Below are 25,975 nucleotides of genomic sequence, written 5' to 3' on the forward strand. Positions count from 1 at the left end.
TCCCACAAGTGTTACAGCGTCTAGTCGTTCAGTTCTTGAGCGGCTGAGCGTCAGCCTTGCCGAGCAGCTGTTCGATATCGGCGATCACCTGCAACGCGGCCTGCGGGCCGCCGAGCGAGGTCCATAGCGAACCATCGACTGCGCCAAAGCGTTTGCCCTGGATTGCCGAGAGTTGCTTGAACGCCGGGGTTTGTTCGGCCTGTTGCAGGGCTTCCACCGCTTCGCCGCTGGTGCTCAGGGTGCCGATTACCAGCCAGTCGGCATCCAGCAGTTGTAGTGATTCCAGGCTCAGGGCCATGGAGTGGGTGTGGCCGGGGTCCTGCTGATAGCTCGGACGAACCAGGCCTAGGTCGCTGATCACGCTGCTGGCGAAGGAGTCCTTGAACATGTAGGACGGGCCTTTGGGGTTCCAGCGCACGATGCTGAGGGTCTCGCCTTGGTGATCTTTCAAGCGTTCGCGGGCTTCGGCGGCGCGGGCGTTGTAGCGTGCCAGCAGCGCATCGGCGGCAGCGCTTTGGTTGAGCGCGTTGGCGGTGCGCTGCAGGCTTTCCTGCCAGGGCTTGGCCCAGGCGAAGGTGATCACCGTGGGGGCGATTTCATTGAGAATCGCCAGTTGCTCGGGTTTCACCGGGCCGGTAAGGATCAGGTCAGGCTCCAGTTCCAGCAGGGTTTCCAGGTTGGGGTTGTCGATATCGCCGACCACCTTGATCCCGGCCACTGCTTGGCTGTCGAGGTAACGCGGCGGCGCGGCCTGGCCACGGCCGTTAATCGTGCCGACCGGGGTGATGCCCAGGGCCAGCGCCGCATCCAGATCCAGTTCACTCAAGGTGATCACCCGCTGCGGTGCACTTGGGACAGTAACCGGATTGCCGAAAGCATCTTCGATCTGACGGGTGTCGGCCATGGCGGCCGCGCTTAACAGCTGGCTGGTCAGCAGCAGGGGCAGGCTCCAGCGCAATAGAGTAGTCATCGGATTAGTCCTGTTCAGAGTGGGCGGGCTTGCGCCGGCGCGGCACCACCACCGGGGCGCCGTCATCGGGCGCTGCGAGGATGTCCACGTCGGTGTGGTAGAGCTGGTCGACCAGGGTCTTGTTGATCACCTCGCGGGCCTGGCCCATGGCGGCGATTTGGCCGTTGTCGAGGGCGATGATTTCATCGCAGTAGCGCGCGGCCACGCCCAGGTCGTGAACCACGATCAGTACGGTGCGGCCCTCGGCGACGATATTCAGCACCGCTTCCATCACCTCGGCCTGGTGACCGATATCCAGAGCGCTGGTGGGCTCATCAAGCAGCACCAGGTCGGTATTTTGCGCCAGTATCATGCCAAGCCAGGCGCGCTGGGCCTGGCCGCCGGACAGCGAGGAGGCGACCTGCTGCCAGATGTCCTGCAGTTGCATGGCATCGCGGGCACGGGCGACCTGGCGGGCGTCTTCCGCGCTCCATTGGTTGAACCAGCCCTGGTGCGGATGGCGACCGTATTGCACCAGTTGCTCGACGCGAATGCCTTCGGCCATCACCGGGCGCTGCGGCAGAAAGGCTAGCTCGCGTGCTAGGGCTTTCATTGCGTAGCGTTGCAGCGGTATGCCGTTGAGGTCGACCTGGCCACCCTGCAATGGCAGTTGTCGCGCCAGCAGCTTGAGCAGGGTGGATTTGCCGCTGCCGTTGGGCCCGACAATGCCGATCAGCTTACCCTTGGGTAGCTCGAATGAGACGTCCTGCAGCACGCTCTTGGCCTGGTAGGCAAAGCTCAGGTTGTGCGCGCGCAATTGCGCGGGTCGGGTCTGGGGTATTGGCGTGGACAACAGGGTCATCAATCGGAACCTTTGCGGTCTTTGAGCAACAGGATCAGCAGCAGCACGCCGCCGAGCAGGCGAGTCATGATCCCAGTGGGAATTTCTTCGGGTTGCGCCAGCAGGCGTGCCAGGGTGTCGCTGCCCACCAGCAACACCGCACCACATAACGCCGCCAGCCAGATCGGCGCGAGGTGATTACGGGCCAGCCAGGACGCGATGATCGGCGCGGCCATGGCGATAAATATCACCGGGCCGCCGATGGCGGTGCCCAGCGCCGCCACCAGAATCGCCACGCCGAGAACAGTCAATTGCAGCGCCGCGACCTTGATGCCGAGGTTCTGCGCGGTCGCTTCGCCGAAGCGCAGCAGCGCCAGCGGGCGGTTAAGCCAGGCAAGCAGTGGACAGAGCGCCAACAGAATCAGCGCAATCGGCGCGACCGTCTGGTAGCTGGCCCCGGCGAAGTGGCCCATGGTCCATAGGTAGATGCTGCCCAGGTGCACCAGCGGTTGCGTGGCCATCATAAAATCACCGATGGCGCCGAGCAGCTCTGACAGGGCGATGCCGATAACGATAAACAGATAACCCTGCTCGCCAGGCCGGCGGCACAGCACGAACAGCGCTACCGCAGCCAGTGCCGCACCCAGTGGCGAGGCCCACCAGGGCCAGCTGCCTACCGTCAGATAAAGAGCAAAACCGATCACTGCCAGCGATGCGCCTTCGTTAACCCCGACCATGTCCGGGGTGGCCAGGCGGTTGCGCACCAAGGTCTGGATCAGGCAGCCGGCCATGCCCATGGCAAGTCCTGCGACAACCACAGCGGCGACCCGTGGCATGCGGATCTTGAATACCATGATGTCGTTGAGCTTGCTGCCCTGGCCGCTTAGCGTGGCCAGTACATCGAGCACGCCCATACGCCCGGAGCCGAGGCTGATGGCCATGATCACCAGCGTCAGCAGCACTGCCAGCACCAGCAGGCTGAGCAGCCAGGTGCGCCGATGCAGCAGCAGATTGAGGTGGCCCAGACGCAGGTGCCAGAGCCCGGAGGGTTGATGGCTGGGCATGCTTATTTCACCGCCAATAGAGAACGGAAGCCGCCGCGTAGGACGATTGCAATCAAGGCCGGCGCACCGAGCGCAGCCAGCAGGGTGCCGACAGGCAGCTCGTAGGGCTGCACCAGCCAGCGCGCAAGGATGTCCGCAGCGAGGAGAAACAGCATGCCGAACAGGCTGGAGAACAGCAGCTGACGTAGCAGCGCCACCGGTTCCAGCAAACGCGCGCTGTAGGCAGCCAGAAAGCCAACAAAGCCGATCGGCCCGGCCAGGGCGATGGCGCAGGCGGTCAGCAGGGTGGCGGCGAGCAATACGCCAACGCGCACCCAGGTGGTCGAGATGCCTAGGGCGCGGGCCTGGCTGTCGCCCATCTGCATCAGCGTCAGCTGCCGACAGAGCAATGCGGCGAGCACCAAGCCAAGCAGCGCCAGCGGGCTGACCGTGGTCACGGCCGACAGCTCGGAGGCCGACAGTGAACCGAGGTTCCAGTAGCGAAACTGCTCCAGCGCCACTCGGGTGGAGAGCAACAGAAAATTGGCGATGCCGCCGAACACCGCCGCCAGCGCCATGCCGGCGAGGATCAGTTTGAGCGGGCTGGCCTGGCCAAGCATTACGCCGATGCCGAGCACCAGCAGATTGCCCAGCAGCGCGCCGGCACCGGCCCAAAGCAAATAGCCCTGGGTCGATTCGATGCCAAAGTAGATCAGCCCGATCACCAGGCCGAGCACCGCGCCGGCATTGACCCCGAGCAAGCCGGGTTCGGCCAGTGGATTGCGCGTTGCGCTTTGCAGCAGAGTGGCGGCCAACGCCAGGCTGGCGCCGACCAGCAGCGCAGCGAGGGTGCGCGGCAGGCGCAGGCTGTTAACCACCATGGCCAGTTTGTCATCGGCCAGGCTGCTGGGGTTACCCAGTAGAAAACCAAGCACATCCGCCGCGCCGTATTGCCCGGCACCGGTGGCCAGGGATAGCGCCAGCAGGCCGAGCAGCAACAGGCTGCCGGCAAGCAGGACGTGACGTTGCTGGATATGGAAGGTGCGGGTTAGTTGGCTCATGGTTCTACTGGGCAGAATTCGGGTAACCCCGGCGACAGGTGCCACCGGGGTACGGGTGTTACAGGTCGTAGCTGAAACCGACGAATACCGTGCGGCCCATCAGAAGGTGGTCGATGGACTGCGCCACATCATCACGTTTGCTATCGGTCAGGTTGTTTACCCCGGCCTTGAGCGCGAGCTCCTTGGTGGCCTGGAACTTGGTGCCCAGACTGACGGTGTGGTAGGCATCCGATTCAACACTGGAGGCGTTGTTGGGGATAACCAGCATCTGGTTGCCGGTGTACTGGTAGTCCAGGTTCAGACCCAGTTTCGGCAGTGCCTGCCAGTCGAGGCCGATGTTGCCAACGTGCTTCGGGCTGTAGTTCAGCTCGTTGCCCGTGTCACGGTTTTCGGCGTCGGAGTAGGTGTAATTGGCGCGTGCGCTCAGTGCATCGGTAAAGGCGTAGCTGCCCTGCAACTCATAACCCTGAATACGCGCCTTGCTGACGTTGGTGTACGTCATGACACGTGGCCGGTAGAGCGGCGGCCGCCAGCTGTCGCTGACGATCATGTCTTCGATCTCGTTGTTGAAGAACATGATGCCGGCTTGCAGGCGCTCGTCCTGATACAGGGTGCCCAGCTCATAGCTGACCGAGGTTTCCGGTTTCAGGTCCGGGTTGCCGACGATTTGGCACATGCCACGGCAAGCCAGGACGCTGTAATTCTCGTCGGACTGGGTAATGTCCGGTGCCTTGAAGGCCTTGCCGACACCGCCCTTGAGCACCCAGCTGTCGGTGAGGTTGTAGATGCCGTAGAGGCGTGGGCTGAATGCGCCGCCGAATACTTCGTGGTCATCCCAGCGTCCGGCGAGGGTGATGTCGAGGGCACCCAGGGAAAACTCGTCTTGCAGGTAGACGGCCTTCTGATCGACTTCGGTTTCCTCACCGAGGTTCTGGTTGTGCTCCAAGGTGGTACGACGCAGCTCGCTACCAGCGGTCAGCAGATGGCTGCCCAAGGTGGTCGAGATCTGGCCGTCTACGGTGTGGTTATTCTGCTCCACTTCACCTACACGGCCGCGCAGGGTGGTCATGATCTGCGAGTCGTCAGTCAGGTCGACTTCTTCGTAGTAGTAGCGCACGCGGGAGTTGAAGCTGTCCCAGTTGCCGTTATGGGACAGACCGAAAGTGGTGCGATCCATTTCCTGCACGTTAGTCACCAGCGGGGCTGGGGCGCCGGCATTGTTCCAACGTGCCTTGCGCTCATCCTTGCGGTGGCTGAAGTCCAGATCGATGCTCTGCTGTTCGTCGAGCAACCAGCTCAGTGAACCCAGCACATTGGCGCCTTGGCGCTTTTCTGTGGCGTCGGTGCCCTTGAGGCTGAGCTTGTCGGTTTGCCAGGCGGCCTGGTCGGTGGATTCGACAATTAAATTGCCCAGCAGTTTGTCCTCAATCAGCGCGCCGCTGAGGTAGCCGCTGCTGATATGGCGGTCGCCGTTATCACCCTTGGTCGGGTGTTCGTAACTGTAGGCCACGCCGGCTTCGGTGCTGTTGGTGGGCTGACGCAGGATGACGTTTACCACCCCGCCGAGGGCATCGGCGCCATACAGCGAAGACATCGGGCCACGGATCACTTCGATGCGCTCAACCGCTGCCATGGGGATCGAGGACAGGTCGAAGTCGTTGGCGTAGTTGGAGGTCAGGGCGTCACGCGAGTTGATGCGGCGGCCGTTGACCAGCAGCAGGGTGTAGTCCGAGTCCATGCCGCGAATCTTGATCTCCTTGCGGCCATAGGCCGAGGAGGTATTGATGTGTACGCCCGGCAGACGTTTTATCGCATCGGCCAGGTCGTAGACCGGCATCTTGTCCAGTTCAGCGCGGGTGATAACCGAGGCGCTGGCGGGGACGCTCAACTGGCTGTGGGCCGTTTGCGAGGCGGTGACGATGCTGTCTTCCAAGGTGACGCTGTTGTCGGCCATCGCCGCGAAAGGCAGCAGGCCGCCCAGTACGCCTACCGAGATGGCGCGACGGCGATTGATGTTTCTGACAAAAGACATGACAGGTTCCATTTGAGTAGGTGTTGACACGTTTACAGCTGATCACTGGTGATCGGCGGTTTCAGCCCGCCTGTGTTGTTATGCCTGCGGTGTGGCTGGCGGCGTCGTGTCGCCGGATACCGCGTTGGAGCAACCACATACCCACCCCCGTGAGTATTCCGACGACCACATAAAAGCCGCTCAACTGGTTGAAGCCCTGAAGCTGGTTGTCTGCGCCGGTGCTCAGATAGAGCGCCGAGAAAAGGCTGCCGAGCCCGGCAGCGACATTGCTGACGGTGCCCTGAAACGCCATAAAGGCGGCGCGCTGGTGCGGCGGCGGGATCGCTGCGGCAATGGTTATGCTGCTGTTGGTGCGCACCGCGCTGGCGGCCATAAACAGCACGAAGACCAGGTAGATCGACAGGCCAATCGGCGTGGCGAAACCCAGCAGCGTGGTCAGTGCCAGACCGAAGCTGCTGAGCAGAATCACCGTCAGCGCCTGGCCGCGGTCGATCCAGATACCGCCCAGGCGCATGGCCGCCAGGCTGGCCAGGCCGCCGCAAAGAAACAGCAAGCCGATCTGCTCGCGGGGAAAATTCAGGTTGAACTGGAAGTAGTTGGAGAAATGCGGCACCAGCAGAAAGTGGCCGAATATCTGCAGCGCGGTGATCGCCAGTGCGCCCAGGCACAGCGGCGATTTCAGCAGCGGCAACACCGAGCCGCTGGGCCGCGAAGCGCTGACCTGGATGTGCAGCAGCAGGTGACACAACAACGCCAGCGCCAGGCCCAGACCGCCGAAGACGATAAAGGGCGCTTGCCAACTCCAGCGCAGCGCCAGCTCCAGAGCCAGGGGCACCACCACAATCGCCGCCAGAGAAAAGCCCATGCCAATGTAGGCGAGTTTTCGCCCGCGTTCGGCCGTCGGGATGATGTCGAGCATGCTTGCCATCAGCAGCGCGCCCATGGGCCCGGCAACCAGGCCGGAGAGTACAAACAGCAAAATCAGTTGCTCGGCACTGCTGGTCATGGAGCAGGCCATCAGCAGGGCGAAGCGCAGGGTCAGAAGGATCACCAGTGCCTGTTTGCGCTTTAGGCGATCCAGCCAGGGCGCGGCAAGAGCCATGCTCAGGGCCGAGGCGAGCGTGGCGCCGCCACTGATATAGCCAACATGGCTGGCCTGCATGCCGAGGTCGCGCACAAGGTCTGGACCCAGGGGCATCACCATCATCAGGCTGCCGATGGAAAGCAGGTTTATCAGCATCGCCAGATGCACGGCTGCTTTCGAGTGTCCTACATCATCCATGTGCATAACCGCTCTAGATTGGGCGCGGGCTGCATCTTAAGTAATGAATCAGTATTTCGCAAATGCTAATCGTTAGCGTTACTATTGGTGTTTTTTGACGGATGAAGGCATTGCACGCCAAGGATATTTCCAAGAAGGACGCTGCTGCTGAGGCGACTAATTTGTCTGCAACGGCTGCTCCAGCGGTCTCAACGGATACTTCTGTTGAAGTAGAGGTGTTGTCCGAACTGGCTACGCTGTTCACTGGCGATCTGGCGCGTTACCGCAATGTTTTTGTGGCGGCGGATGATCCGCGCGAGGCAATCAGTGGCGCCGAGTTCCTTCAGCCGCAGACGCTGAGTACGTTGATGGCGCGCTTCCGTCCGCAGTTCGCGACGGCCGACCAGCGCGGCTTGGCGTCGATCTGGGCCAATCAGTACTTTATGCGCCTGTTTCCGCCGGTGATCAGCGCGGCGCTGCTGCTGAACCAACGCATGCCGCTGCGGATCGAACAGCTGGCGATCATCGTCGATGGCGAAGGTTTGCCGCTGGTGTTCAAACTGCCTGGGCCGTGCGAGCCGCTACCACCGCCGCAGAATCCCTTCGAGCGTTTCGCCCATCTGCTCGATGACAATCTGCAGCCGTTTATCCAGGCGCTCTGCGCCCATACCGGAGTATCGGCGAAAGTGCTCTGGAGCAATGCCGGCAACTACTTCGAGGCCTGGCTAGGGCAGCTGCAAAAACGCAGCGAGCAACCTGAGCTATTGCTCGATGGCCAGCGCCTACTGAGCGCCGCGCAACGCCAGGATGGCTCGCGCAACCCGCTGTATGCGCCAATCCGCTATATCGATATCGAGCACGCCGACGGCCAGGTGCGCCCCTGGCGGCAGCGGCGTTTGTGCTGCATCCGCTATGTGCTGCCAGGGGTGGAGTTGTGCCCCAACTGCCCACGGTTAAATCGACCACCGGCGCTATAGAACCTCGGTAATTCATGTGTGAATTCGCAATCTTGTGAGTGACTTAACTTTTACCCTTTTTGTTTTGGCTTGCGTTGCCAAACCGCCATCAGCAATACATCACTAGCCAGATTGCTTATCATCTATGGCTCCATTGGCCAACTGTATTGAGTATTGACAGCTTTGCGCGGGCTTCTCTAGGATGCCAACCCATGCGCCGATTTAAACAGCTACTTGCGGGGCGCCGGGTTGCTTGCTTACAGCACAACCCTCAGAAGCACTCTTCGGAGTCTTCGAAATACCGCTAAAGCGCTGGTTCGGTGTCGCCTCTCACCGCTGCCCAGCGGACCCAATGAGGCGGAGACACGCAGATGAATTGTCCCCAACCGCTTATTCGCTTGGCCCCAATCACCTCCGGGCCGGCTCAGCTCAACCCGAAAATCCTGCTTAGCGGCAGCCACCAGCCAACGCTGCTGCGCTACCTCGACGGCTGGCCTAAACGTTGGCCGGTCGCGCGAACCTTTCTGATCAATTTTGTCCGTGACGGCGAATCCCTGGCGCGATTTGCCACTGATCATTTTGATATGGCGGTTATTGAAGCCCCCGCGGCTGCTCAGCTGGAAGAAACCGTGCGCCAGCTGACGCGTGTGGCCAAGCAAGGGTTGATTACTCGGCGTTAATTGAATACTGCGCGGCTTGGTCAAAGCCACTGTCTATCCGCTAGGCTCAAACGATATTGTCAGGGAGTGGGCTATGTTCGAATCCGCCGAGATCGGCCGCAGCATCGATAAAGAAACCTATGAGGCCGAGGCTCCAGTACTGCGTGAAGCGCTGCTGGACGCGCAGTACGAGTTACAGCAGCAAGGGCGTTTTGCCGTACTGATCCTGATTAATGGGATTGAAGGCGCGGGCAAGGGCGAGACCGTTAAGCTGCTTAACGAGTGGATGGACGCGCGACTGATTCAAGTCAGCACCTTCGACCAGCAAACGGATGAAGAGTTGGCTCGCCCGTCTGCCTGGCGCTATTGGCGGCAATTGCCGCCAAAGGGACGCACCGGTGTGTTTTTCGGCAACTGGTACAGCCAAATGCTGCAAGGGCGCGTGCACAAACGGATCAAAAATGCCGTGCTTGACCAGGCGATCGACACCACGTTGGGGATGGAGCGCATGCTCTGCGACGAGGGTACCTTGATCTTCAAGTTCTGGTTCCACTTGTCCAAACAACAGATGACGGCTCGGCTTAAAGCGCTGCAGGATGACCCGCTGCACAGCTGGCGGATCAGCCCGCTGGACTGGCAACAATCAAAAACCTACGACAAGTTTGTGCGGGTCGGTGAGCGTATTTTGCGCCGCACCAGCCGTGATTACGCACCGTGGTATGTGGTTGAAGGTGTGGATGAGTATTACCGTAGCCTGACAGTCGGGCGCATCCTCCTTGATGGCTTGCAGGCTGCGCTGAAAACGAAAGCGCGACCCATCCCCCATCCCCATGCAGCGCCGCTGACGTCCAGCTTAGGTGAACACGGGCTGCTCGACAGCCTGGATATGAACCAGGTGCTGGATAAGGACACCTACGCCGAGCAACTGATCAGCGAACAGGCGCGCCTGTCGAGTTTGATGCGTGACAAACGCATGCGCCGACATTCGCTGATTGCAGTGTTTGAAGGCAACGATGCGGCGGGCAAGGGCGGGGCGATTCGCCGGGTGATTGGGGCGCTCGACCCGCGTCAATACCGCATCGTCCCGGTTGCCGCGCCAACCGATGAAGAGCGCGCGCAGCCTTATCTGTGGCGCTTCTGGCGGCACATACCGCCGCGCGGCAAGTTCACCGTGTTTGATCGCTCCTGGTATGGCCGGGTGCTGGTGGAGCGAGTCGAGGGCTTTTGCAGCACGGGCGACTGGCTGCGCGCCTATGGCGAGATTAATGACTTCGAAGAACAGCTCAGCGAAGCCGGCGTGGTGCTGGTGAAGTTCTGGTTGTCGATTGATCAGCAAACCCAGTTGGAGCGCTTCAAAGCGCGCGAGCAGATCCCCTTCAAGCGTTTCAAGATCACCGAAGAAGACTGGCGCAACCGTGAGAAGTGGCCGCTGTACCGCGATGCGGTGGGCGATATGGTCGACCGCACCAGCACGGAAATCGCGCCCTGGACGTTGGTGGAAGCCAATGACAAGCGCTTCGCCCGAATCAAGGTGCTGCGCACGATTAACGAAGCGCTTGAGGCCGCGTTCGACAGGGACTAAGCCGCTGCAGCATGCCGGCAACAGGATGGTTTCGCATACGGCTGATGAATGATCATCGCCGAGTGAGATTGTCCGGTCTTATTCTTATTGGCCATTCAACCTAATAACAATGAGGTGCGGCATGCGTGAAGTGGTGATCGTTGACAGCGTTCGGACGGGGCTGGCCAAGTCCTTCCGCGGTAAGTTCAATCTGACCCGTCCAGACGACATGGCCGCCCATTGTGTGAATGCACTCTTGGCGCGCACGGGCATTGATCCGGCGCTGGTGGATGACTGCATTGTCGGCGCCGGCTCCAATGAAGGCGCCCAGGGCATGAACATCGGCCGCAACGTCGCGGTGCTGTCCGGCCTGGGCACCAACGTGGCGGGCATGACCCTCAACCGGTTTTGCTCCTCAGGCCTGCAAGCCATTGCGATTGCCGCTAACCAGGTGGCGTCCGGCTGCAGTGATGTGATTGTGGCGGGCGGCGTTGAGTCGATCACCATGACCCTGAAAAGCATGAACACGCAGAACCTGTTCAACCCGCGGCTGCAACAAGAGGTGCCGGGCATCTATTACCCGATGGGGCAAACGGCTGAAATCGTTGCTCGCCGCTATAACGTCAGCCGCGAGGCGCAGGACGCCTACGCCTTGCAGAGTCAGCAACGCACGGCGCGGGCCCAGGCCGAAGGTCTGTTCGACGATGAAATCGTGCCGATGCACGTCAAGTACCAGGTCGAAGATAAAGCCACCGGTGAAAAAAGCATTGTTGACGGCATCGTTGCCCATGACGACTGCAACCGTGCCGATACCACCCTGGAAAGCCTAGCGGCGCTTAAGCCGGTGTTTGCCGATGACGGCTCGGTCACCGCAGGCAATGCCTCGCAGTTGTCCGATGGCGCCTCGATGAACTTGGTGATGAGCCTGGAAAAAGCCATCGAACTGGGCCTCAAGCCACTGGCGTTCTTCCGTGGCTTTGTTGCCGCTGGTTGTGAGCCGGATGAGATGGGCATCGGCCCGGTGTTCTCGGTACCCAAGCTGCTCAAGGCTAAAGGCCTGAGCGTGGCCGATATCGACCTGTGGGAGCTTAACGAGGCGTTTGCTTCGCAGTGCCTGTACGCCCGCGATCGTCTGGAAATCGACAACGCCAGGTACAACGTCAATGGCGGCTCTATTTCCATTGGTCATCCGTTCGGCATGACCGGGTCGCGTCAGGTGGGCCATTTGGTACGTGAACTGCAGCGGCGCAACCTGCGCTACGGCATCGTCACTATGTGTGTGGGCGGCGGTATGGGCGCAACCGGGTTGTTTGAAGCCGTGCGTTGATCGTCCGGCGCTAAATAAAAAACCGCGACGTGTCGCGGTTTTTTAATGGCGGGTCTTTATGTTCAAAATGCGCGGCTTTCGATGATTTCGTTAGCCTGAATCATCCGGCGGATATAAAAGGCAATCTCGCGCTCGGCATCGGTTCGGTTGAAGTAAGGCCCTTCCAGGGTGCCCTCACGGGTGGAGAAGAAGTATTGCCCATTGACCGCGCTAACGCGGTCGCTGCGGTAATGGGTGCCGGGGTTATGGTCGATATGACGTTGGCCGAACATAAGTAAATCTCCCGCAAGATGAGCCGATGAAGTCAGTCTAAGCGGCGTTTTTCTGGCTGCATGAAATAACGACAAATGGTCATTTGGCTGAGATTGGGTGCCTTATCCCCGCAGTTGATCGGTTTGCCGCCAGGCTCATGGTTTGATCCTGCACCGGCTGTTTAACGCAGCCGTTTGTTAGCGGCATTTTAGGCCCGCGCGCCCAGTGCTTCAGCGCGGCGCAGCCAGCTCTGGCGCTGTTCTTCAGAGGAGGGGCGCACAGGGGCGAACTCTGCCAGGCGACGGGTTTTGATGCCGCTGAAACCGAGGATGGTGCGGGTCATTTGCCGATGTCCAGGCGCACCGTAGATCCAGCGGAAATACCAGGGCGGCGTATCCATAGTCACCAGTAAATCGGCGGTGCGGCCGCTTAATAACTTGTCCCAGAGTGATGAGCGGTTGCGGTATTTAAAGGCGAAACCCGGCAGAAAGGTGCGGTCAAAAAAACCTTTGAGTAGGGCCGGTATTCCTCCCCACCAGACTGGGTAGACGAATACCAAGTGCTCGGCCCAGTGGATCTGTCGCTGCGCTTCGAGCAGGTCGGGTTCCAGTGCCTGGCTGTGCTCGTAACCATCGCGCAGCACCGGATCAAAGGTCATCTCGCCCAATTTCAACTGTCGCACCACATGGCCTTTGCTGCGTGCACCTTGGGCATAGGCTTCGCCCAGCGCGTGGCACAGGCTGCTGGCTTTTGGGGTGCCGAGAATCATCAGAATGCGTTTGCCGTCGCCTTCCAGTGGCGTGGCGCCGCTCTTTACCGTTTCACTCATGTTGACCTGCCTCCAGCATGTTTTCAGGGCGCACCCATGCGTCGAATTGTGCAGTGCTCACGTAACCCAGTTGCAGCGCGGCTTCACGCAGGGTGGTGCCATCCTGGTAAGCCTGCTTGGCAATGTGCGCGGCCTTGTCGTAGCCGATGTGTGGGTTTAGTGCGGTCACCAGCATCAGGCCGCGTTCCAGGTGTTCGGCCATTTTTGCTGTGTCCGGTTGCAGGCCGGCGACGCAATGTTGCTGGAAGTTGTGGCAACCGTCCGCGAGTAAGCGTATCGATTGCAGCAGGTTGTGAATGATCACCGGCTTGAACACGTTAAGTTGCAGATGCCCCTGACTGGCGGCGAAAGCAATTGAGGTGTCATTCCCCAGAACCTGACACGCCAGCATCGACAACGCCTCGCACTGAGTCGGGTTGACCTTGCCCGGCATGATTGAACTGCCCGGCTCATTGGCTGGCAAACGCACCTCAGCAAAACCTGCGCGTGGCCCTGAACTCAACAAACGCAGGTCATTGGCCAGCTTCATAAGGGTGACTGCCAGGGTTTTCATTGCACCCGATAGCGCCACCAGCGGCTCGTGACCGGCCAACGCGGCAAACTTGTTTGGGGCGCTGACCAGCGGCAGGCCGCTTAATGCGGCCAATTCAGCGGCCATGGCGTCGGCAAAACCCTGCGGTGAGTTCAAACCGGTGCCGACGGCCGTGCCGCCCTGGGCCAATTCGCAGACTGCCGGCAGGGCCGTCTGGATGGCGCGCTCGGCATAACCCAGCTGCGCGACAAAAGCTGACAGCTCCTGGCCGAAGGTTACGGGGGTGGCATCCATCATGTGGGTGCGCCCGGTTTTGACCAGGCGTGCATGGCGCTCGGCCTGTGCCTGCAAGCCGTCACGCAGTTCGCGCACGGCCGGTAGCAAGTGTTGCTGCACAGCCTGCACGGCGGCGATATGCATGGCGGTGGGGAAGCTGTCGTTGGAGCTTTGCGCGCGATTGACGTGGTCATTCGGGTGCACTGGGGTTTTGCCGCCCCGACCCTTACCGGCCAGTTCATTGGCGCGACCGGCGATTACCTCATTGACGTTCATGTTGCTCTGCGTGCCGCTGCCGGTCTGCCAAACCACCAATGGAAATTGCTCATCGTGTTGACCGGTAAGCACCTCATCGGCCGCCTGCTCGATCAGTCGGGCGAGGTCAGCGGGTAGCTCGCCAATGCGCTGGTTGACCCTTGCCGCGGCCTTTTTGATCAGAGCCAGCGCATGCACAACCTGAACAGGCATGCGCTCTTGGCCAATGGCAAAGTTGAGCAGTGAACGCTGGGTTTGCGCGCCCCAATAGGCGTTATCCGGGACTTCAATCGGGCCTAGGCTGTCGGTTTCAATGCGGCTCATCGCGGCTCTCCTGAGCGTTGCACATGCTGGGTAAGGGGCCATTGCCTGGCCCGGCAGTATCACAGCTTAGGTTGCCCGCTATGCGCAGAGGTTCCGCCGCGATACTCCATCACCAGCGTGCGCGGGTTTCACCAAGCCAGCCTAGCGCGTTGTTGACCGGTACGTGCTCGCCCTGCGGGCCGCGCAAAACACCTTCGTAAGCGCCGAACCACTGCTGCGTGTTAGCAAAAAATGGCCCAAGCCGGCGATTGGCCTGGTGGCGCTGGCGCGGGGTGAAGGTCAGGTTAACCGCATCATCGGCGCTACGCAGTTGCCAGGGCGCGAGTGGGTTATGCGGCGCTTGAGTGAGGGTGATGGCGGTGCCTAGGTGGAGCAGCTCACCGCCAAACCACAGGGTGTTTTCCGACAGCCCGCTGTAGTCTGTCCAGCCGGCGCCAAAGTTACCGGCGATGCCCCCAGGCGCGGCAAAAGCGGCGCGAGTCCAATCGCTATTGAGCGGCCAAACACCGCGGCCGAAGTCTTGTGAGGCAAAGCTTTGTCCGGCTACGCAGCTGTACTGGCAGTTACCCAACTGCACGCTGCCGCTGCAGGGCAGGCCAAGGTGACGGCTGGTGGCGTGAAAGCCATTTCGACTGAGTGGCGCGACCAGGTTGACCGACTCCAAATGAGCGGGGCGTTGGATGTCCAGGTCAACCTGCAGCGGTGGCTCACCCAGATTCGCTGCATGAATAGTGATGCGGCATCGACCCGCGTACTCGGCTACGCGTAAGTGCAAGCGTGGGTGGTTGAATTCATGGCCTTGCTGCGGTTGGTTGGGTAACTCACAGCCACGGCCGAACAGGCGGTATTGACTGAAGGCGAGGGCTTGACCGCTTTGCAGGTCAAGAAAATAAGCGGCGGCGTAACCCAAGTAGTCGAGGTCGGCCTGAGTAAACGAGAGCATCCAGTGCGGCGTCGTGATGCACCAGTGGTTCCAGCGCTTGCGGCGGCCGTAGTGACCGGGCAGGGCGCAATCAACCATGGGCCGCGGCGACCAGCCGACTGCATGCGGGTTGAGTCGGCCGCGGCTGTCGCACAAGGCGATAGCGGCAAGGGGCTCTGGGTCAGTAAAACTGTTCATCGGCACGTCCATGTGTACGAATGCTTCGCCGGCCGGCGTTAGCAACGGGTGTTACTCCAGCGTGCGCGGGTCTGAGTCGGCGCGGCAGCTGCTGGCATTTTGACGCTTAAACAGGCTGCGCGCCAGTGCACAGCTGTAGCTTCAATTCGCTGCTGCGTCCTTAGCCCTTGAGTAGGACCTGTGCTTGGGCACAAAATGCCGGCACTTGAGTCAATCTGGACTCTTTCTCTGGTTCAGGAGTGGTACATGTCACGTTTAACCGCCTTCGGCGCTGCCTTAATACTGATGTGCGGGAGTGCTCAGGTGCTGGCTGATGCCAAGAGCCACGCCGCCGATGCCGAGCGTTTTCTGTTGTTGGCGCGTGCGGATAAGTTGGCGGTGCCGGTGTATGCACAGGTGCAGCAGATGTTTGCCCAGCGCTTTGCCGAGACCAATGCGCCGCAAAGCGACAAGGCCGTGCTGGAAACCTACCAGGCCCAGGCCAATGTGGCCCTTGAACAGGCGGTGGGTTGGGACAAACTCAAGCCGGATATGGTCAAGCTCTATACCCGCACCTTCAACGAGCAGGAAATGAAGGACCTGATCCGCTTCTACGAATCGCCGCTGGGCAAAAAAGTGCTGGAGCAGATGCCCATGCTGACCGCTCAATCGGCGCAGTTGACCCAGGGCAAATTGGAAGCGGCTGTGCCTAAGGTCAATCAGCTGTTGGCTGAGATGACTGCCAAATTAACCCCGAAAAAGCCCTGAGTGAATTGCCCGATGCCGAAGATCGATTTGTTGCAGGCAGCCTTGGCCAGCTTGCAACCCCAACACCTCGAAGTGCTGGATGAGAGCCACATGCACAGCCGTGGCTTGGAAACCCATTACAAGGCGGTGATCGTCAGCGAGCAGTTCGCTGGGCTGAATGCGGTCAAGCGTCACCAGCAGGTTTATGCCTGTGTGGGAGCGCTGATGGGCCAGATCCATGCCCTGGCGCTGCACACGTACACGCCAGATGAATGGTCGCAACAAGGCATCGCGCCTGCCTCGCCAACCTGCAAAGGCGGCCACTGAGCCACTGAGCCACTGGGTTAGTGGTCTGCCGGGCACTTGCGCGTGCCTGGGTGAACCGCGCCAACGCCTCCGGGGGCGGGCAAGCCCAGGTTGTCCGTGACCGCGTGCGCATTCGCCACAGACGGTGTGTTGGCTCTATCTTTGATGCAGCAGAGCCAATACCGCGCCATGCGTAAATCGCCGCTGAGACAATTGGCCCCTACACGGCCAGCCCCAACAAACGTAAACTGCGCCACCGCCGGCTCGAGGTGAATAGCCCTTGGCCGGCGTTTTTATTTATCCCAGTCCGCCCTTTACGTGGGCGACTACTGAAGGACATCTGCATGACTGACAAAATCGTTGTTGCCGCGCTGTATAAATTCGTTTCCCTACCTGACTTCCATGAGCTGCGTGAGCCACTGCTACAAGCCATGCTGGACAACGGTATTAAGGGCACATTGTTGATTGCCGAAGAGGGCATCAACGGTACCGTGTCTGGCAGCCGCGCCGGCATTGATGGCCTGCTGGCCTGGTTTGGCCAAGATACGCGCCTGGCCGATATCGACCACAAAGAATCCTACTGCGATGAGCAGCCGTTCTATCGCACCAAGGTCAAGCTGAAGAAAGAAATCGTCACCCTCGGTGTGCCGGGCGTCGACCCGAACCAACAGGTTGGTACCTACATCGAACCCAAGGATTGGAACGCGCTGATCTCAGACCCTGAAGTGCTGTTGATCGATACACGTAACGACTATGAAGTGTCGATTGGCACCTTCGAGGGCGCTGTAGACCCGAAAACCAAGTCGTTCCGCGAGTTCCCGGCGTACATCAAGGCGCACTTTGACCCGGCCAAGCACAAGAAAGTCGCGATGTTCTGCACCGGCGGTATCCGCTGCGAAAAGGCCTCCAGCTACATGCTTGGCGAAGGTTTTGAAGAGGTTTTTCACCTCAAGGGCGGCATTCTCAAATACTTAGAAGAAGTGCCGCAGGAGCAGAGCAAGTGGCAGGGTGACTGCTTTGTCTTCGACAACCGCGTTACCGTGCGCCATGACCTGACGGAAGGCGACTACGACCAGTGCCACGCTTGTCGCACGCCGGTATCGGTGGAAGACCGTCAGTCCGAGTTCTACAGCCCAGGCGTCAGCTGCCCGCATTGCTGGGAGTCGCTGCCAGAGAAAACCCGCGCCGGCGCCCGTGAGCGTCAGCGTCAGATCGAATTGGCCAAGGCCCGCAATCAGCCGCACCCGTTGGGCTACAACCACCGCCAAGCGCGCGAGGCTTAAGCATGCACGCACGCCTGCTGTACGTGATGGACCCGATGTGTTCGTGGTGCTGGGGCTTTGCCCCAGTGCTGGAGTCCCTCGCTCAGCAGGCCGCCGCGGCCGGTGTGGGCGTGCAGCTGGTGCTGGGCGGCTTGCGCCGTGACAGTGTGGCCATTGATGCTGCCGCGCGGGTGCGTTACCTGGGCTATTGGCAGGCGGTGAATGCCAGCACCGGCCAGTTATTCAACTTCACTGCAGGTTTGCCCGAAGGCTTGGTTTACGACACCGAGCCGGCGTGTCGCGCCTTGGTCACCGCCCGCAACCTGAACCCGGAGCAGGCTTTACCGCTGGCGCAGTTGATTCAACGTGCGTTTTATACCGAGGGCGTCGATGTCACCCGCGCAAGCGTATTGGTGGACCTGGCCGAGCGTGCCGGGCTTGCCCGTGCCGAGTTTGCTGAAGCCTTTGACAGCAGCGCGCAACGGGCCAATACCAGCGCTGATTTCACCTGGGCCCAAGGCCTCGGCATTGCCGGCTTTCCCACCTTGCTTGCCCAGCACAACGGCATGCTGGCGCTGCTGACCAACGGCTACCAGCCGCTTGACGTGCTGCAGCCCTTGCTGGCGCGCTGGCTGGAGCGGGTTGAACATGCTTGATCGCTTGAGCTGGGCAGAAGTACGCCGGCTGGCTCTGCAGCACAAAAGGGCGCTTATTTGGGCTAACTGTGTCGCGGTACTGGCCACGCTCTGCAGCGTACCGATTCCGCTGCTGCTGCCGTTGCTGGTCGATGAAGTGCTGCTCAACGACGGTGACGCCGCGCTCAAGGTGATGGACAACTTCCTGCCAGCCCACTGGGAAACTGCCGCTGGCTATATCGGCCTGATGCTGGTGCTGACCCTGTTTTTGCGCGGTGGCGCGCTGGTGTTCAACGTGCTGCAGGCGCGGCTGTTTGCCCGGCTATCGAAGGACATCGTCTACCGCATCCGCATTCGCTTGATTGAGCGGCTCAAGCGAATTTCCCTGGCGGAGTACGAGAGCCTCGGAGGTGGCACCGTCACCACGCACTTGGTCACCGACCTGGACACCCTCGACAAATTCGTCGGGGAAACCCTCAGTCGCTTCCTCGTGGCCATGCTCACCCTGGCCGGTACGTCGGCGATCCTGATCTGGATGCACTGGCAGTTGGCGCTGCTGATTTTGCTGTTCAACCCGCTGGTGATCTACGCCACGGTGCAGCTCGGCAAGCGGGTCAAACACCTGAAAAAGCTGGAAAACGACAGCACCTCGCGCTTTACCCAGGCGCTGACCGAAACCCTCGACGCGATTCAGGAAATCCGTGCCGGTAACCGCCAGGGCTTCTTCCTTGGTCGCCTCGGTGGCCGCGCCAAGGAAGTACGCGACTTCGCCGTAGCCTCGCAGTGGAAGACCGATGCCTCGAATCGTGCCAGTGGCCTGCTGTTTCAGTTTGGTATCGACGTGTTCCGCGCGGCGGCGATGCTCACCGTACTGTTGTCCGACCTCTCGATCGGCCAGATGCTCGCGGTGTTCAGCTACCTGTGGTTCATGATCGGCCCGGTCGAACAGCTGCTCAGCCTGCAATACGCCTATTACGCCGCCGGTGGCGCGCTGACGCGGATTAACGAGCTGCTGGCGCGTAAAGACGAGCCGCAATACCCCGGCCGTCTTGACCCGTTCAAAGGTCGCGACACCGTGGGCATTGAAGTCAGCGGGCTGACCTTCGCTTACAACGATGAGCCGGTGCTGGATAACCTCAACCTGAGTATCGCCCCCGGCGAGAAGGTGGCCATCGTTGGTGCCAGCGGCGGTGGCAAAAGCACGTTGGTGCAGCTGTTGCTGGGCCTCTATACACCGCAGGCTGGGATCATCCGCTTTGGCGGCGGCAGCCAGCAAGAGATTGGCCTGGACACTGTGCGCGAGAACGTCGCGGTGGTGCTGCAGCATCCGGCGCTGTTCAACGACACGGTGCGCGCCAACCTGTGCATGGGTCGCGAGCGCGGTGACGAAGCCTGCTGGCAAGCCCTGCAAATCGCCCAACTGGCTGACACCATCCGCGCTCTGCCGCAAGGGCTGGACAGCATTGTTGGACGCTCCGGGGTACGCCTGTCGGGGGGGCAACGTCAGCGGCTGGCGATCGCCCGTATGGTGCTGGCGGAACCGAAAGTGGTCATTCTCGACGAAGCCACCTCGGCGTTGGATGCGGCAACCGAATATGCCCTGCATCAAGCGCTTAATCAGTTCCTGCGCGGCCGCACCACGCTGATCATCGCCCACCGCCTGAGCGCGGTGAAGCAGGCGGATCGGGTGCTGGTGTTCGATGGTGGCAGCATCGCCGAAGACGGCGGTCACCAAGAGTTGATTGCCGAAGGCGGACTCTACGCCAAACTCTACGGCCATCTGCAGCACTGATAGCGGCGCTGGGCAGCGTAGGGTGGATGACGCTTTACTCATCCACCTGTGCGGTCTCGCGGTGGATGAAAAAGCCGTCATCCACCCTACGGTGCCTTCTGATCGCAACATCGCCTCGCGGGTTTCAATCAGGCCTGAGTCCCTGCGGCACCGCACCTGGCAGTTAAATCGACCGCTTTGTAAATTTATCGTTACGCAGGGCGGGTGCTTTCGGTCAACATTCCCGCTGTTTCTCTAGCTGTATTAAAAACTTGCCGAAAGCCTTGGCCAAGTCTGGGGCAGGGCGCTCTGGGCCGGCTTGTTAGCGGGCCTGCGCTCGGTTGTTATGAGGTCAATCCCGCTGACGCAGCGGCTGATCAAAACAACAACGAGGAGGCGCAATGAACGCCGTGAACAAGATCGAACAGCACAACCCTATCGGTACCGACGGCTTCGAGTTCGTTGAATACACTGCGCCGACCCCGGAAGGCATCCAGCAGCTGCGTGAGCTGTTCACTGCCATGGGCTTTACCGAAACCGCCAAGCACCGCTCGAAAGAGGTCTGGCTGTTCCAGCAGAACGACATCAACTTCGTGCTCAACGGCAGCCCCACCGGGCACGTGCGCGAGTTCGGTCTGAAGCACGGCCCAAGTGCCTGCGCCATGGCCTTCCGCGTGCAGAACGCCGCCCAGGCAGCGGCTTATGTGGAATCCCAGGGCGCCAAACTGGTCGGTAGCCACGCCAACTTCGGCGAGCTGAATATTCCCTGCGTAGAGGGCATCGGCGGTTCCTTGCTGTATCTGGTGGACCGCTTCGGCGACAAGACCATCTACGACGTCGATTTCGAATACATCGAAGGCCGCACACCGAACGACAATTCGGTTGGCCTGAAAGAGCTGGATCACCTGACCCACAACGTCAAACGCGGGCAGATGGACGTGTGGTCAGGCTTCTACGAGCGCATCGCCAACTTCCGCGAGATCCGCTACTTCGACATCGAAGGCAAGCTCACCGGCCTGCTGTCGCGCGCCATGACCGCGCCGTGCGGCAAAATCCGCATCCCGATCAACGAGTCGGCCGACGACAAATCGCAGATTGAAGAATTTATCCGCGAATACCAGGGCGAGGGCATCCAGCACATCGCTCTGAGCACCGAGGATATCTACGCCACCGTGCGCCAGCTGCGGGCCAATGGCGTGCAGTTTATGGTCACCCCCGGTACCTACTACGACAAGGTTGACACCCGTGTGGCCGGGCATGGCGAACCGACCGATGTGCTGCGCGAGCTGAGCATCCTGATCGACGGCGCGCCGGGCGATGACGGCATCCTCTTGCAGATCTTCACCAACACAGTGATTGGCCCGATCTTCTTCGAGATCATCCAGCGCAAGGGCAACCAGGGTTTTGGTGAAGGCAATTTCAAAGCGCTGTTCGAGTCGATTGAAGAAGACCAGATCAAGCGCGGCGTGATTTCCGCGGACTGACAGCGGGTTTGGCCCCGCAACCGGGGCCGGATGCATCCCACGATGGAGTTCTGTTATGAGCCGTAACTGGATCAGTTTTCCCCTGCGTGAAGGCGAGTGTTCGCGTCAGGCGCACTGCGACTTTCCCGAAGGCACCTACGAACGCGAGATGGGCCGCGAAGGCTTTTTCGGGCCGACGGCGCACCTGCATCATAAGCATCCGCCGACTGGTTGGATCGACTGGCAGGGGCCGCTGCGCCCGCATGCGTTCAACTTCAATGATATTCCCAGCGAGCGCGACTGCCCGCTGGCCGCGCCGCTGACCCTGCATAACAGCGATGTGAAGCTGCGCGTGTGGAAAACTCACGGCGCCATGCACCATCTGGTACGCAACGCCGATGGCGATGACCTGCTGTTTATCCATGAGGGAGCCGGGCACTTCTACTGCGACTTCGGTCACCTGACCTACCGCGACGGCGATTACCTGCTGATACCGCGCGGCACCGCCTGGCGTATTGAGGCCAGCGAACCGACCTTTATGCTGCTGATCGAGAGTACCGATGGCGCCTATCAGCTGCCAGACAAGGGCCTGCTTGGGCCGCAGGCGATCTTCGATCCGGCGGTGCTCGATCATCCGCGTATCGATGACGCCTTCAAAGCCCAGCAGGACGAGAACACCTGGCAGATTCGCATCAAGCGGCGCGGCCAGATCAGCACCGTGACCTATCCCTACAACCCGTTGGATGTGGTCGGCTGGCATGGCGACAACACCGTGGTGCGCCTCAACTGGCGCGATATCCGCCCATTGATGAGCCACCGTTATCACCTGCCGCCCTCGGCGCACACCACCTTCGTGGCCAACGGTTTTGTGATCTGCACCTTTACCCCGCGCCCAGTGGAAAGCGACCCCGGCGCGCTGAAGGTGCCGTTCTATCACAACAACGACGACTACGACGAAGTGCTGTTTTACCACCGTGGCAACTTCTTCAGCCGCGACAATATCGAGCAGGGCATGGTCACCCTGCACCCGTGCGGCTTCCCCCACGGCCCGCATCCTAAGGCGCTGAAGAAGGCGCAGACCGAACCGGCGACCTTTATCGATGAAGTGGCGGTGATGATCGATACCCGTCGCGCCCTGGAAGTCGGCGAAGCCGCCGCCGGTGTAGATGTTCCCGAATATGTGAATTCCTGGCGTGCGCCGGGCAAGGAATCCTGATGAAACTCGCATCACTGAAGCAAGGCCGCGACGGTGTACTCGTCGTGGTGTCGCGCGACCTCCGCCGCGCCATTGAAGTCTCGGCGATTGCCGTTACCCTGCAAGCCGCGCTGGATAACTGGACGGTGGCCAAGCCCAAGCTGGAAGCGGTGTATCAGCGTTTGAACGATGGCCTGGAAGAGGGCGCATTTGCCTTCGATCAAGCCGCCTGCCACAGCCCGTTGCCGCGCGCCTATCACTGGGCCGACGGCAGCGCCTACGTCAATCATGTGGAGTTGGTGCGCAAGGCGCGCGGCGCCGAAATTCCGGAAAGCTTCTGGCATGACCCGCTGATGTACCAGGGCGGTGCCGACTCCTTTATCCCGCCGCACAGCCCGATTCAGATGGCCGATGAAGCCTGGGGTATCGACCTGGAAGCCGAGATCGCGGTGATCACCGATGACGTGCCAATGGGCGCGACCGCTGCCGAGGCCGCCGGGCATATCCAGTTACTGATGCTGGTCAACGATGTGTCGCTGCGTAATTTGATTCCCGGTGAGCTGGCCAAGGGCTTTGGCTTCTACCAGAGCAAGCCGTCGTCGAGTTTCTCGCCGGTGGCGATTACCCCGGATGAGCTGGGCGACACCTGGCGCGATGGCAAGGTGCATCGGCCGCTGGTCTCTCATATCAACGGCGCGCTGTTCGGCCAACCGGATGCCGGCGTGGACATGACCTTTAACTTCCCGACCCTGGTCGCTCACGCCGCCAAGACTCGGCCGCTGGGCTGCGGCACTATCATCGGTTCTGGCACCGTGTCCAACTACGACCGCAGCGCCGGTTCTTCCTGCCTGGCAGAGAAGCGCATGCTGGAAATCATCGAGAGCGGCGAGGCGAAAACCCCGTTCCTCAAGTTCGGTGACCGCGTGCGCATCGAGATGTTCGACGCCGCCGGCCATAGCCTGTTCGGCGCGATCGACCAGGCGGTAGAGCGCTATGAACACTGAGTTGACGCTCTACGGCTACTGGCGCTCCAGCGCGGCCTACCGGGTGCGTATCGCGCTGAACCTCAAGGGCCTGGCCTACCAGCAAGTGCCGGTGCACCTGGTCAAGGACGGCGGTCAGCAGCACTCGGCAGAGTATCAGGCGCTGAATCCGCAAGCGCTGCTGCCGCTGCTGGTGGACAAGTGCAACGGCGGGGTGCGTATCGCCCAGTCGTTGGCGATTCTCGAATACCTCGACGAGGTGTTTCCGACGCCGGCGCTGCTGCCCAGCGATCCGGCGCAGCGTGCTCAGGTGCGTGCCCTGTCGCTGCATATCGCCTGTGATCTGCATCCGCTGAACAACCTGCGGGTGCTGCAGTACCTGAGCGGCGAGCTGGGGGTGGGCGAGGCGGCCAAGGACGCCTGGTATCAGCACTGGCTGCACAAGGGCCTGACTGCGGTCGAAGCTGGGCTGGCGGTATTCAATGATCGCCTGTCGCTCGGCGAACGGCCCGGATATCTGGAAGCCTGTCTGGTGCCACAGCTGTATAATGCGCGCCGTTTTAACTGTGACCTTGATGCGTACCCGCGCATCCTCGCCATGGCGGCGCGCTGTGAAACCTTCGAAGCCTTTGCGCAAGCAGTTCCGGAGGTGCAATCGGACGCCGTTTAAGGCGGACCAGCCTTGCCACTCCGCCGCGCCACAAGCGCTGCGGGTTCTATTTCGTCACAGATAAAAACAAACAGGTGACGCATGACTCGTGAAAAACCCAAAAACCTCTGGCTTTCGCGCTGGGGCTTCATCCTTGCTGCAACCGGCTCCGCTGTGGGCCTGGGCAATATCTGGAAATTTCCCTATATCACCGGCGAGTACGGCGGTGGTGCGTTTGTACTGATGTACCTGGCCTGCATCCTGGCCATCGGTATCCCGGTGATGATGACCGAAATTGCTATTGGCCGCCGCGGCCGTGGCAGCCCCATTGATGCGATCAGCCGGGTGGTCAAGGAGAGTGGCGGCAGTCCGTTGTGGAGGGCGGTGGGCGGCATGGCCATGCTCGCCGGGTTTATGATCCTGTGCTTCTACGTGGTGGTCGCCGGTTGGGCCTTTGCCTACACGGTGAAAATGCTCGACGGTTCTTTGGCCGCAACCAGCGTTGAGGCGCTCGGCGCGGTGTTCGAGGCGCATAACGCCAACCCCTGGCAGCTCGGCGGCTGGAGCGTATTGGTCGCGCTGCTGACCCTGTGGATCGTCGCCAAGGGCGTGCAGAAAGGCATCGAGAATGCCGTGCGCTGGATGATGCCGGGCCTGGCCGTATTGCTGCTGATTCTGGTGGGCTATGCCTTTACCAGCGGTGGCTTTAGCGCAGGCTTTGACTTCCTGTTTACCTTCGACGCCTCGAAAATCACCGGTGAAGCGCTGTTGGCCGCTCTGGGTCATGCGTTCTTTACCCTGAGCCTGGCCTCCGGGGCGATTCTGACTTACGGCTCCTACCTGCCGGATGGTCAGTCGGTGGCGCGTACCACCTTTGTCGTGGCTATTTGCGACACTTGTGTGGCGTTGCTGGCCGGTTTGGCGATCTTCCCCATCATCTTCGCCAACGGCATGAGCCCGAGCGCCGGACCTGGGCTGATCTTTATGAGCCTGCCGCTGGCCTTCCAGCAAATGCCATTTGGCACCGCTTTCGGCGTGCTGTTCTTCGCCATGGTGTCGATTGCTGCGTTGACTTCGGCGATTTCCATGATCGAAGCCACGGTAGCCTACCTCAACGAGAAGTACGCCATCAGCCGCTTCAAGGCTGCCGCTGCATCCGGTGCAGTGCTGCTGGTGATCAGCCTGTTGGCGATGCTCTCGTTCAACCTGTTGGCCGGTTGGACGCCGCTGGGCAAGAACTTCTTCGATTGGCTGGATTACCTGACCTCTCGCTGGATGATGCCGCTGGGCGGGATCTTTATGGTGCTGCTGGCCGGTTACGCCCTGCGCAGCGAAATCATGCGCGATGAGTTGGGCCTGCCGCCGCTGGGCTACGCCCTGTGGCTGTTTATGGTGCGCTATGTCAGCCCGGTGCTGATCATGGTGGTGTTCCTGCACGCCCTGGGCTGGTTGATGTTTGATCCGATCGGCCAGTGGTACTGGATTGCCGGCGCCATCGGCCTGCTGGCGGTGCTCGGTGAAGTGTTGCGGCCACGGGTTGTGCCGGCGCTTGCCGGGCGTTAATCACGCCACAGCTGAGCGGTAGTCGAGAAGGGCGCACGGGCAAAAGCCGTGCGCCTTTTTTATGTTCGCAGCCGCAAACGGCGACTGTTCAGGCTGTCGCGGTAGCGCGTTGGATATTGCTGCAGGCTTTTTAGCCCTGCGGGT

The 25,975-nt window shown here is 60.8% G+C and carries 24 protein-coding genes; 14 read left to right on the forward strand and 10 right to left on the reverse strand.

All coding sequences use genetic code 11. The features are described from left to right. Positions 1 to 28: 28 nt before the first annotated feature. The 6 genes from AC0J6G_RS06195 to AC0J6G_RS06220 all read right to left on the reverse strand — a co-directional run bounded on the left by AC0J6G_RS06195 (position 29) and on the right by AC0J6G_RS06220 (position 7,208). Positions 29 to 970, reverse strand: a complete 942-nt coding sequence (locus AC0J6G_RS06195; RefSeq protein WP_475252253.1) for an iron-siderophore ABC transporter substrate-binding protein — start codon at positions 968 to 970, stop codon at positions 29 to 31. A 4-nt stretch (positions 971 to 974) separates the two neighbouring features. Then, complete coding sequence (locus AC0J6G_RS06200; RefSeq protein ID WP_475252255.1) at positions 975 to 1,811, reverse strand: ABC transporter ATP-binding protein; 837 nt, start codon at positions 1,809 to 1,811, stop codon at positions 975 to 977. Beyond that, positions 1,811 to 2,854 (reverse strand): FecCD family ABC transporter permease, encoded by a 1,044-nt coding sequence (locus tag AC0J6G_RS06205; RefSeq protein WP_475252257.1) that lies wholly within the window; start codon positions 2,852 to 2,854, stop codon positions 1,811 to 1,813. Before AC0J6G_RS06205 ends, AC0J6G_RS06200 begins: the two co-directional genes overlap by 1 nt. A gap of 2 nt (positions 2,855 to 2,856) precedes the next feature. Beyond that, complete coding sequence (locus AC0J6G_RS06210; protein WP_475252259.1) at positions 2,857 to 3,894, reverse strand: FecCD family ABC transporter permease; 1,038 nt, start codon at positions 3,892 to 3,894, stop codon at positions 2,857 to 2,859. 58 nt (positions 3,895 to 3,952) lie between these two features. Beyond that, positions 3,953 to 5,926, reverse strand: a complete 1,974-nt coding sequence (locus AC0J6G_RS06215) for a TonB-dependent receptor plug domain-containing protein (protein ID WP_475252261.1) — start codon at positions 5,924 to 5,926, stop codon at positions 3,953 to 3,955. Positions 5,927 to 5,987: 61 nt separating this feature from the next. Further along, the gene (locus tag AC0J6G_RS06220; RefSeq protein ID WP_475252263.1) at positions 5,988 to 7,208 is read right to left on the reverse strand and encodes an MFS transporter; all 1,221 of its coding nucleotides are present in this window, start codon (positions 7,206 to 7,208) and stop codon (positions 5,988 to 5,990) included. Positions 7,209 to 7,309: 101 nt separating this feature from the next. Here AC0J6G_RS06220 and fhuF point away from each other — a divergent pair, with 101 nt between their 5' ends. From fhuF to AC0J6G_RS06240, 4 genes are all read left to right on the forward strand, one after another. After that, positions 7,310 to 8,164 carry a siderophore-iron reductase FhuF gene (gene fhuF / locus AC0J6G_RS06225; protein WP_475252265.1) on the forward strand — a complete coding sequence of 285 codons (855 nt, stop codon included), beginning with the start codon at positions 7,310 to 7,312 and terminating at the stop codon, positions 8,162 to 8,164. Between the two features lie 350 nt (positions 8,165 to 8,514). Beyond that, positions 8,515 to 8,823 (forward strand): class I SAM-dependent methyltransferase, encoded by a 309-nt coding sequence (locus tag AC0J6G_RS06230; RefSeq protein ID WP_475252267.1) that lies wholly within the window; start codon positions 8,515 to 8,517, stop codon positions 8,821 to 8,823. A 73-nt stretch (positions 8,824 to 8,896) separates the two neighbouring features. Continuing rightward, on the forward strand, positions 8,897 to 10,384 hold the full coding sequence (gene pap, locus AC0J6G_RS06235) for a polyphosphate:AMP phosphotransferase (RefSeq protein WP_475252269.1): 1,488 nt from the start codon (positions 8,897 to 8,899) through the stop codon (positions 10,382 to 10,384). Between the two features lie 121 nt (positions 10,385 to 10,505). Continuing rightward, positions 10,506 to 11,690 (forward strand): thiolase family protein, encoded by a 1,185-nt coding sequence (locus AC0J6G_RS06240; RefSeq protein WP_475252272.1) that lies wholly within the window; start codon positions 10,506 to 10,508, stop codon positions 11,688 to 11,690. A 62-nt stretch (positions 11,691 to 11,752) separates the two neighbouring features. On the opposite strand, the gene AC0J6G_RS06245 is transcribed toward AC0J6G_RS06240, so the two are convergent. The 4 genes from AC0J6G_RS06245 to AC0J6G_RS06260 all read right to left on the reverse strand — a co-directional run bounded on the left by AC0J6G_RS06245 (position 11,753) and on the right by AC0J6G_RS06260 (position 15,278). Next, positions 11,753 to 11,962, reverse strand: coding sequence for a DUF6316 family protein (locus AC0J6G_RS06245; RefSeq protein WP_475252274.1), 210 nt, complete (start codon positions 11,960 to 11,962; stop codon positions 11,753 to 11,755). A 188-nt stretch (positions 11,963 to 12,150) separates the two neighbouring features. Next, positions 12,151 to 12,771 carry an NAD(P)H-dependent oxidoreductase gene (locus AC0J6G_RS06250; RefSeq protein WP_475252276.1) on the reverse strand — a complete coding sequence of 207 codons (621 nt, stop codon included), beginning with the start codon at positions 12,769 to 12,771 and terminating at the stop codon, positions 12,151 to 12,153. Further along, positions 12,764 to 14,158 (reverse strand): class II fumarate hydratase, encoded by a 1,395-nt coding sequence (locus AC0J6G_RS06255; RefSeq protein WP_475252278.1) that lies wholly within the window; start codon positions 14,156 to 14,158, stop codon positions 12,764 to 12,766. The genes AC0J6G_RS06250 and AC0J6G_RS06255 overlap by 8 nt, the downstream gene beginning before the upstream one ends. 109 nt (positions 14,159 to 14,267) lie before the next feature. Then, positions 14,268 to 15,278 (reverse strand): DUF2804 domain-containing protein, encoded by a 1,011-nt coding sequence (locus tag AC0J6G_RS06260; RefSeq protein ID WP_475252280.1) that lies wholly within the window; start codon positions 15,276 to 15,278, stop codon positions 14,268 to 14,270. A gap of 246 nt (positions 15,279 to 15,524) precedes the next feature. On the opposite strand from AC0J6G_RS06260, the gene AC0J6G_RS06265 reads away from it, so the two are divergent. From AC0J6G_RS06265 to AC0J6G_RS06310, 10 genes are all read left to right on the forward strand, one after another. Continuing rightward, positions 15,525 to 16,025, forward strand: a complete 501-nt coding sequence (locus AC0J6G_RS06265; RefSeq protein ID WP_475252282.1) for a DUF2059 domain-containing protein — start codon at positions 15,525 to 15,527, stop codon at positions 16,023 to 16,025. Positions 16,026 to 16,037: 12 nt separating this feature from the next. After that, on the forward strand, positions 16,038 to 16,331 hold the full coding sequence (locus AC0J6G_RS06270; RefSeq protein WP_475252284.1) for a BolA family protein: 294 nt from the start codon (positions 16,038 to 16,040) through the stop codon (positions 16,329 to 16,331). Between the two features lie 323 nt (positions 16,332 to 16,654). Beyond that, positions 16,655 to 17,593, forward strand: coding sequence for an oxygen-dependent tRNA uridine(34) hydroxylase TrhO (gene trhO / locus AC0J6G_RS06275; protein ID WP_475252286.1), 939 nt, complete (start codon positions 16,655 to 16,657; stop codon positions 17,591 to 17,593). Positions 17,594 to 17,595: 2 nt separating this feature from the next. Beyond that, complete coding sequence (locus tag AC0J6G_RS06280) at positions 17,596 to 18,228, forward strand: DsbA family protein (RefSeq protein ID WP_475252288.1); 633 nt, start codon at positions 17,596 to 17,598, stop codon at positions 18,226 to 18,228. After that, the gene (locus AC0J6G_RS06285) at positions 18,221 to 19,999 is read left to right on the forward strand and encodes an ABC transporter ATP-binding protein (protein WP_475252290.1); all 1,779 of its coding nucleotides are present in this window, start codon (positions 18,221 to 18,223) and stop codon (positions 19,997 to 19,999) included. Before AC0J6G_RS06280 ends, AC0J6G_RS06285 begins: the two co-directional genes overlap by 8 nt. Positions 20,000 to 20,379: 380 nt before the next feature. Continuing rightward, the gene (gene hppD, locus AC0J6G_RS06290; RefSeq protein WP_475252292.1) at positions 20,380 to 21,462 is read left to right on the forward strand and encodes a 4-hydroxyphenylpyruvate dioxygenase; all 1,083 of its coding nucleotides are present in this window, start codon (positions 20,380 to 20,382) and stop codon (positions 21,460 to 21,462) included. 55 nt (positions 21,463 to 21,517) lie between these two features. Beyond that, positions 21,518 to 22,657, forward strand: a complete 1,140-nt coding sequence (locus AC0J6G_RS06295) for a homogentisate 1,2-dioxygenase (RefSeq protein ID WP_475252294.1) — start codon at positions 21,518 to 21,520, stop codon at positions 22,655 to 22,657. After that, positions 22,657 to 23,640: a fumarylacetoacetate hydrolase family protein gene (locus AC0J6G_RS06300; RefSeq protein WP_475252296.1), complete on the forward strand. Its 984-nt coding sequence runs from the start codon at positions 22,657 to 22,659 to the stop codon at positions 23,638 to 23,640. The genes AC0J6G_RS06295 and AC0J6G_RS06300 overlap by 1 nt, the downstream gene beginning before the upstream one ends. Next, complete coding sequence (gene maiA, locus AC0J6G_RS06305) at positions 23,630 to 24,289, forward strand: maleylacetoacetate isomerase (RefSeq protein ID WP_475252298.1); 660 nt, start codon at positions 23,630 to 23,632, stop codon at positions 24,287 to 24,289. Before AC0J6G_RS06300 ends, maiA begins: the two co-directional genes overlap by 11 nt. Positions 24,290 to 24,370: 81 nt before the next feature. Beyond that, positions 24,371 to 25,831: a sodium-dependent transporter gene (locus tag AC0J6G_RS06310; RefSeq protein ID WP_475252300.1), complete on the forward strand. Its 1,461-nt coding sequence runs from the start codon at positions 24,371 to 24,373 to the stop codon at positions 25,829 to 25,831. The last annotated feature ends 144 nt before the right edge of the window (positions 25,832 to 25,975 follow it).

The organism is Pseudomonas sp. TS_SC_3 (assembly GCF_056156225.1).

Coding starts and splice junctions, on each gene's coding strand:
- AC0J6G_RS06255 (WP_475252278.1), bottom strand. CDS start 14,158: ATGAGCCGCATTGAAACCGACAGCCTAGGCCCGATTGAAGTCCCGGAT.
- hppD (WP_475252292.1), top strand. CDS start 20,380: ATGAACGCCGTGAACAAGATCGAACAGCACAACCCTATCGGTACCGAC.
- AC0J6G_RS06310 (WP_475252300.1), top strand. CDS start 24,371: ATGACTCGTGAAAAACCCAAAAACCTCTGGCTTTCGCGCTGGGGCTTC.
- AC0J6G_RS06220 (WP_475252263.1), bottom strand. CDS start 7,208: ATGGATGATGTAGGACACTCGAAAGCAGCCGTGCATCTGGCGATGCTG.
- AC0J6G_RS06215 (WP_475252261.1), bottom strand. CDS start 5,926: ATGTCTTTTGTCAGAAACATCAATCGCCGTCGCGCCATCTCGGTAGGC.
- AC0J6G_RS06280 (WP_475252288.1), top strand. CDS start 17,596: ATGCACGCACGCCTGCTGTACGTGATGGACCCGATGTGTTCGTGGTGC.
- AC0J6G_RS06300 (WP_475252296.1), top strand. CDS start 22,657: ATGAAACTCGCATCACTGAAGCAAGGCCGCGACGGTGTACTCGTCGTG.
- pap (WP_475252269.1), top strand. CDS start 8,897: ATGTTCGAATCCGCCGAGATCGGCCGCAGCATCGATAAAGAAACCTAT.
- AC0J6G_RS06295 (WP_475252294.1), top strand. CDS start 21,518: ATGAGCCGTAACTGGATCAGTTTTCCCCTGCGTGAAGGCGAGTGTTCG.
- fhuF (WP_475252265.1), top strand. CDS start 7,310: ATGAAGGCATTGCACGCCAAGGATATTTCCAAGAAGGACGCTGCTGCT.
- AC0J6G_RS06270 (WP_475252284.1), top strand. CDS start 16,038: ATGCCGAAGATCGATTTGTTGCAGGCAGCCTTGGCCAGCTTGCAACCC.
- AC0J6G_RS06250 (WP_475252276.1), bottom strand. CDS start 12,771: ATGAGTGAAACGGTAAAGAGCGGCGCCACGCCACTGGAAGGCGACGGC.
- trhO (WP_475252286.1), top strand. CDS start 16,655: ATGACTGACAAAATCGTTGTTGCCGCGCTGTATAAATTCGTTTCCCTA.
- AC0J6G_RS06260 (WP_475252280.1), bottom strand. CDS start 15,278: ATGAACAGTTTTACTGACCCAGAGCCCCTTGCCGCTATCGCCTTGTGC.
- AC0J6G_RS06195 (WP_475252253.1), bottom strand. CDS start 970: ATGACTACTCTATTGCGCTGGAGCCTGCCCCTGCTGCTGACCAGCCAG.
- AC0J6G_RS06285 (WP_475252290.1), top strand. CDS start 18,221: ATGCTTGATCGCTTGAGCTGGGCAGAAGTACGCCGGCTGGCTCTGCAG.
- AC0J6G_RS06200 (WP_475252255.1), bottom strand. CDS start 1,811: ATGACCCTGTTGTCCACGCCAATACCCCAGACCCGACCCGCGCAATTG.
- AC0J6G_RS06240 (WP_475252272.1), top strand. CDS start 10,506: ATGCGTGAAGTGGTGATCGTTGACAGCGTTCGGACGGGGCTGGCCAAG.
- AC0J6G_RS06265 (WP_475252282.1), top strand. CDS start 15,525: ATGTCACGTTTAACCGCCTTCGGCGCTGCCTTAATACTGATGTGCGGG.
- AC0J6G_RS06205 (WP_475252257.1), bottom strand. CDS start 2,854: ATGCCCAGCCATCAACCCTCCGGGCTCTGGCACCTGCGTCTGGGCCAC.
- AC0J6G_RS06230 (WP_475252267.1), top strand. CDS start 8,515: ATGAATTGTCCCCAACCGCTTATTCGCTTGGCCCCAATCACCTCCGGG.
- AC0J6G_RS06245 (WP_475252274.1), bottom strand. CDS start 11,962: ATGTTCGGCCAACGTCATATCGACCATAACCCCGGCACCCATTACCGC.
- maiA (WP_475252298.1), top strand. CDS start 23,630: ATGAACACTGAGTTGACGCTCTACGGCTACTGGCGCTCCAGCGCGGCC.
- AC0J6G_RS06210 (WP_475252259.1), bottom strand. CDS start 3,894: ATGAGCCAACTAACCCGCACCTTCCATATCCAGCAACGTCACGTCCTG.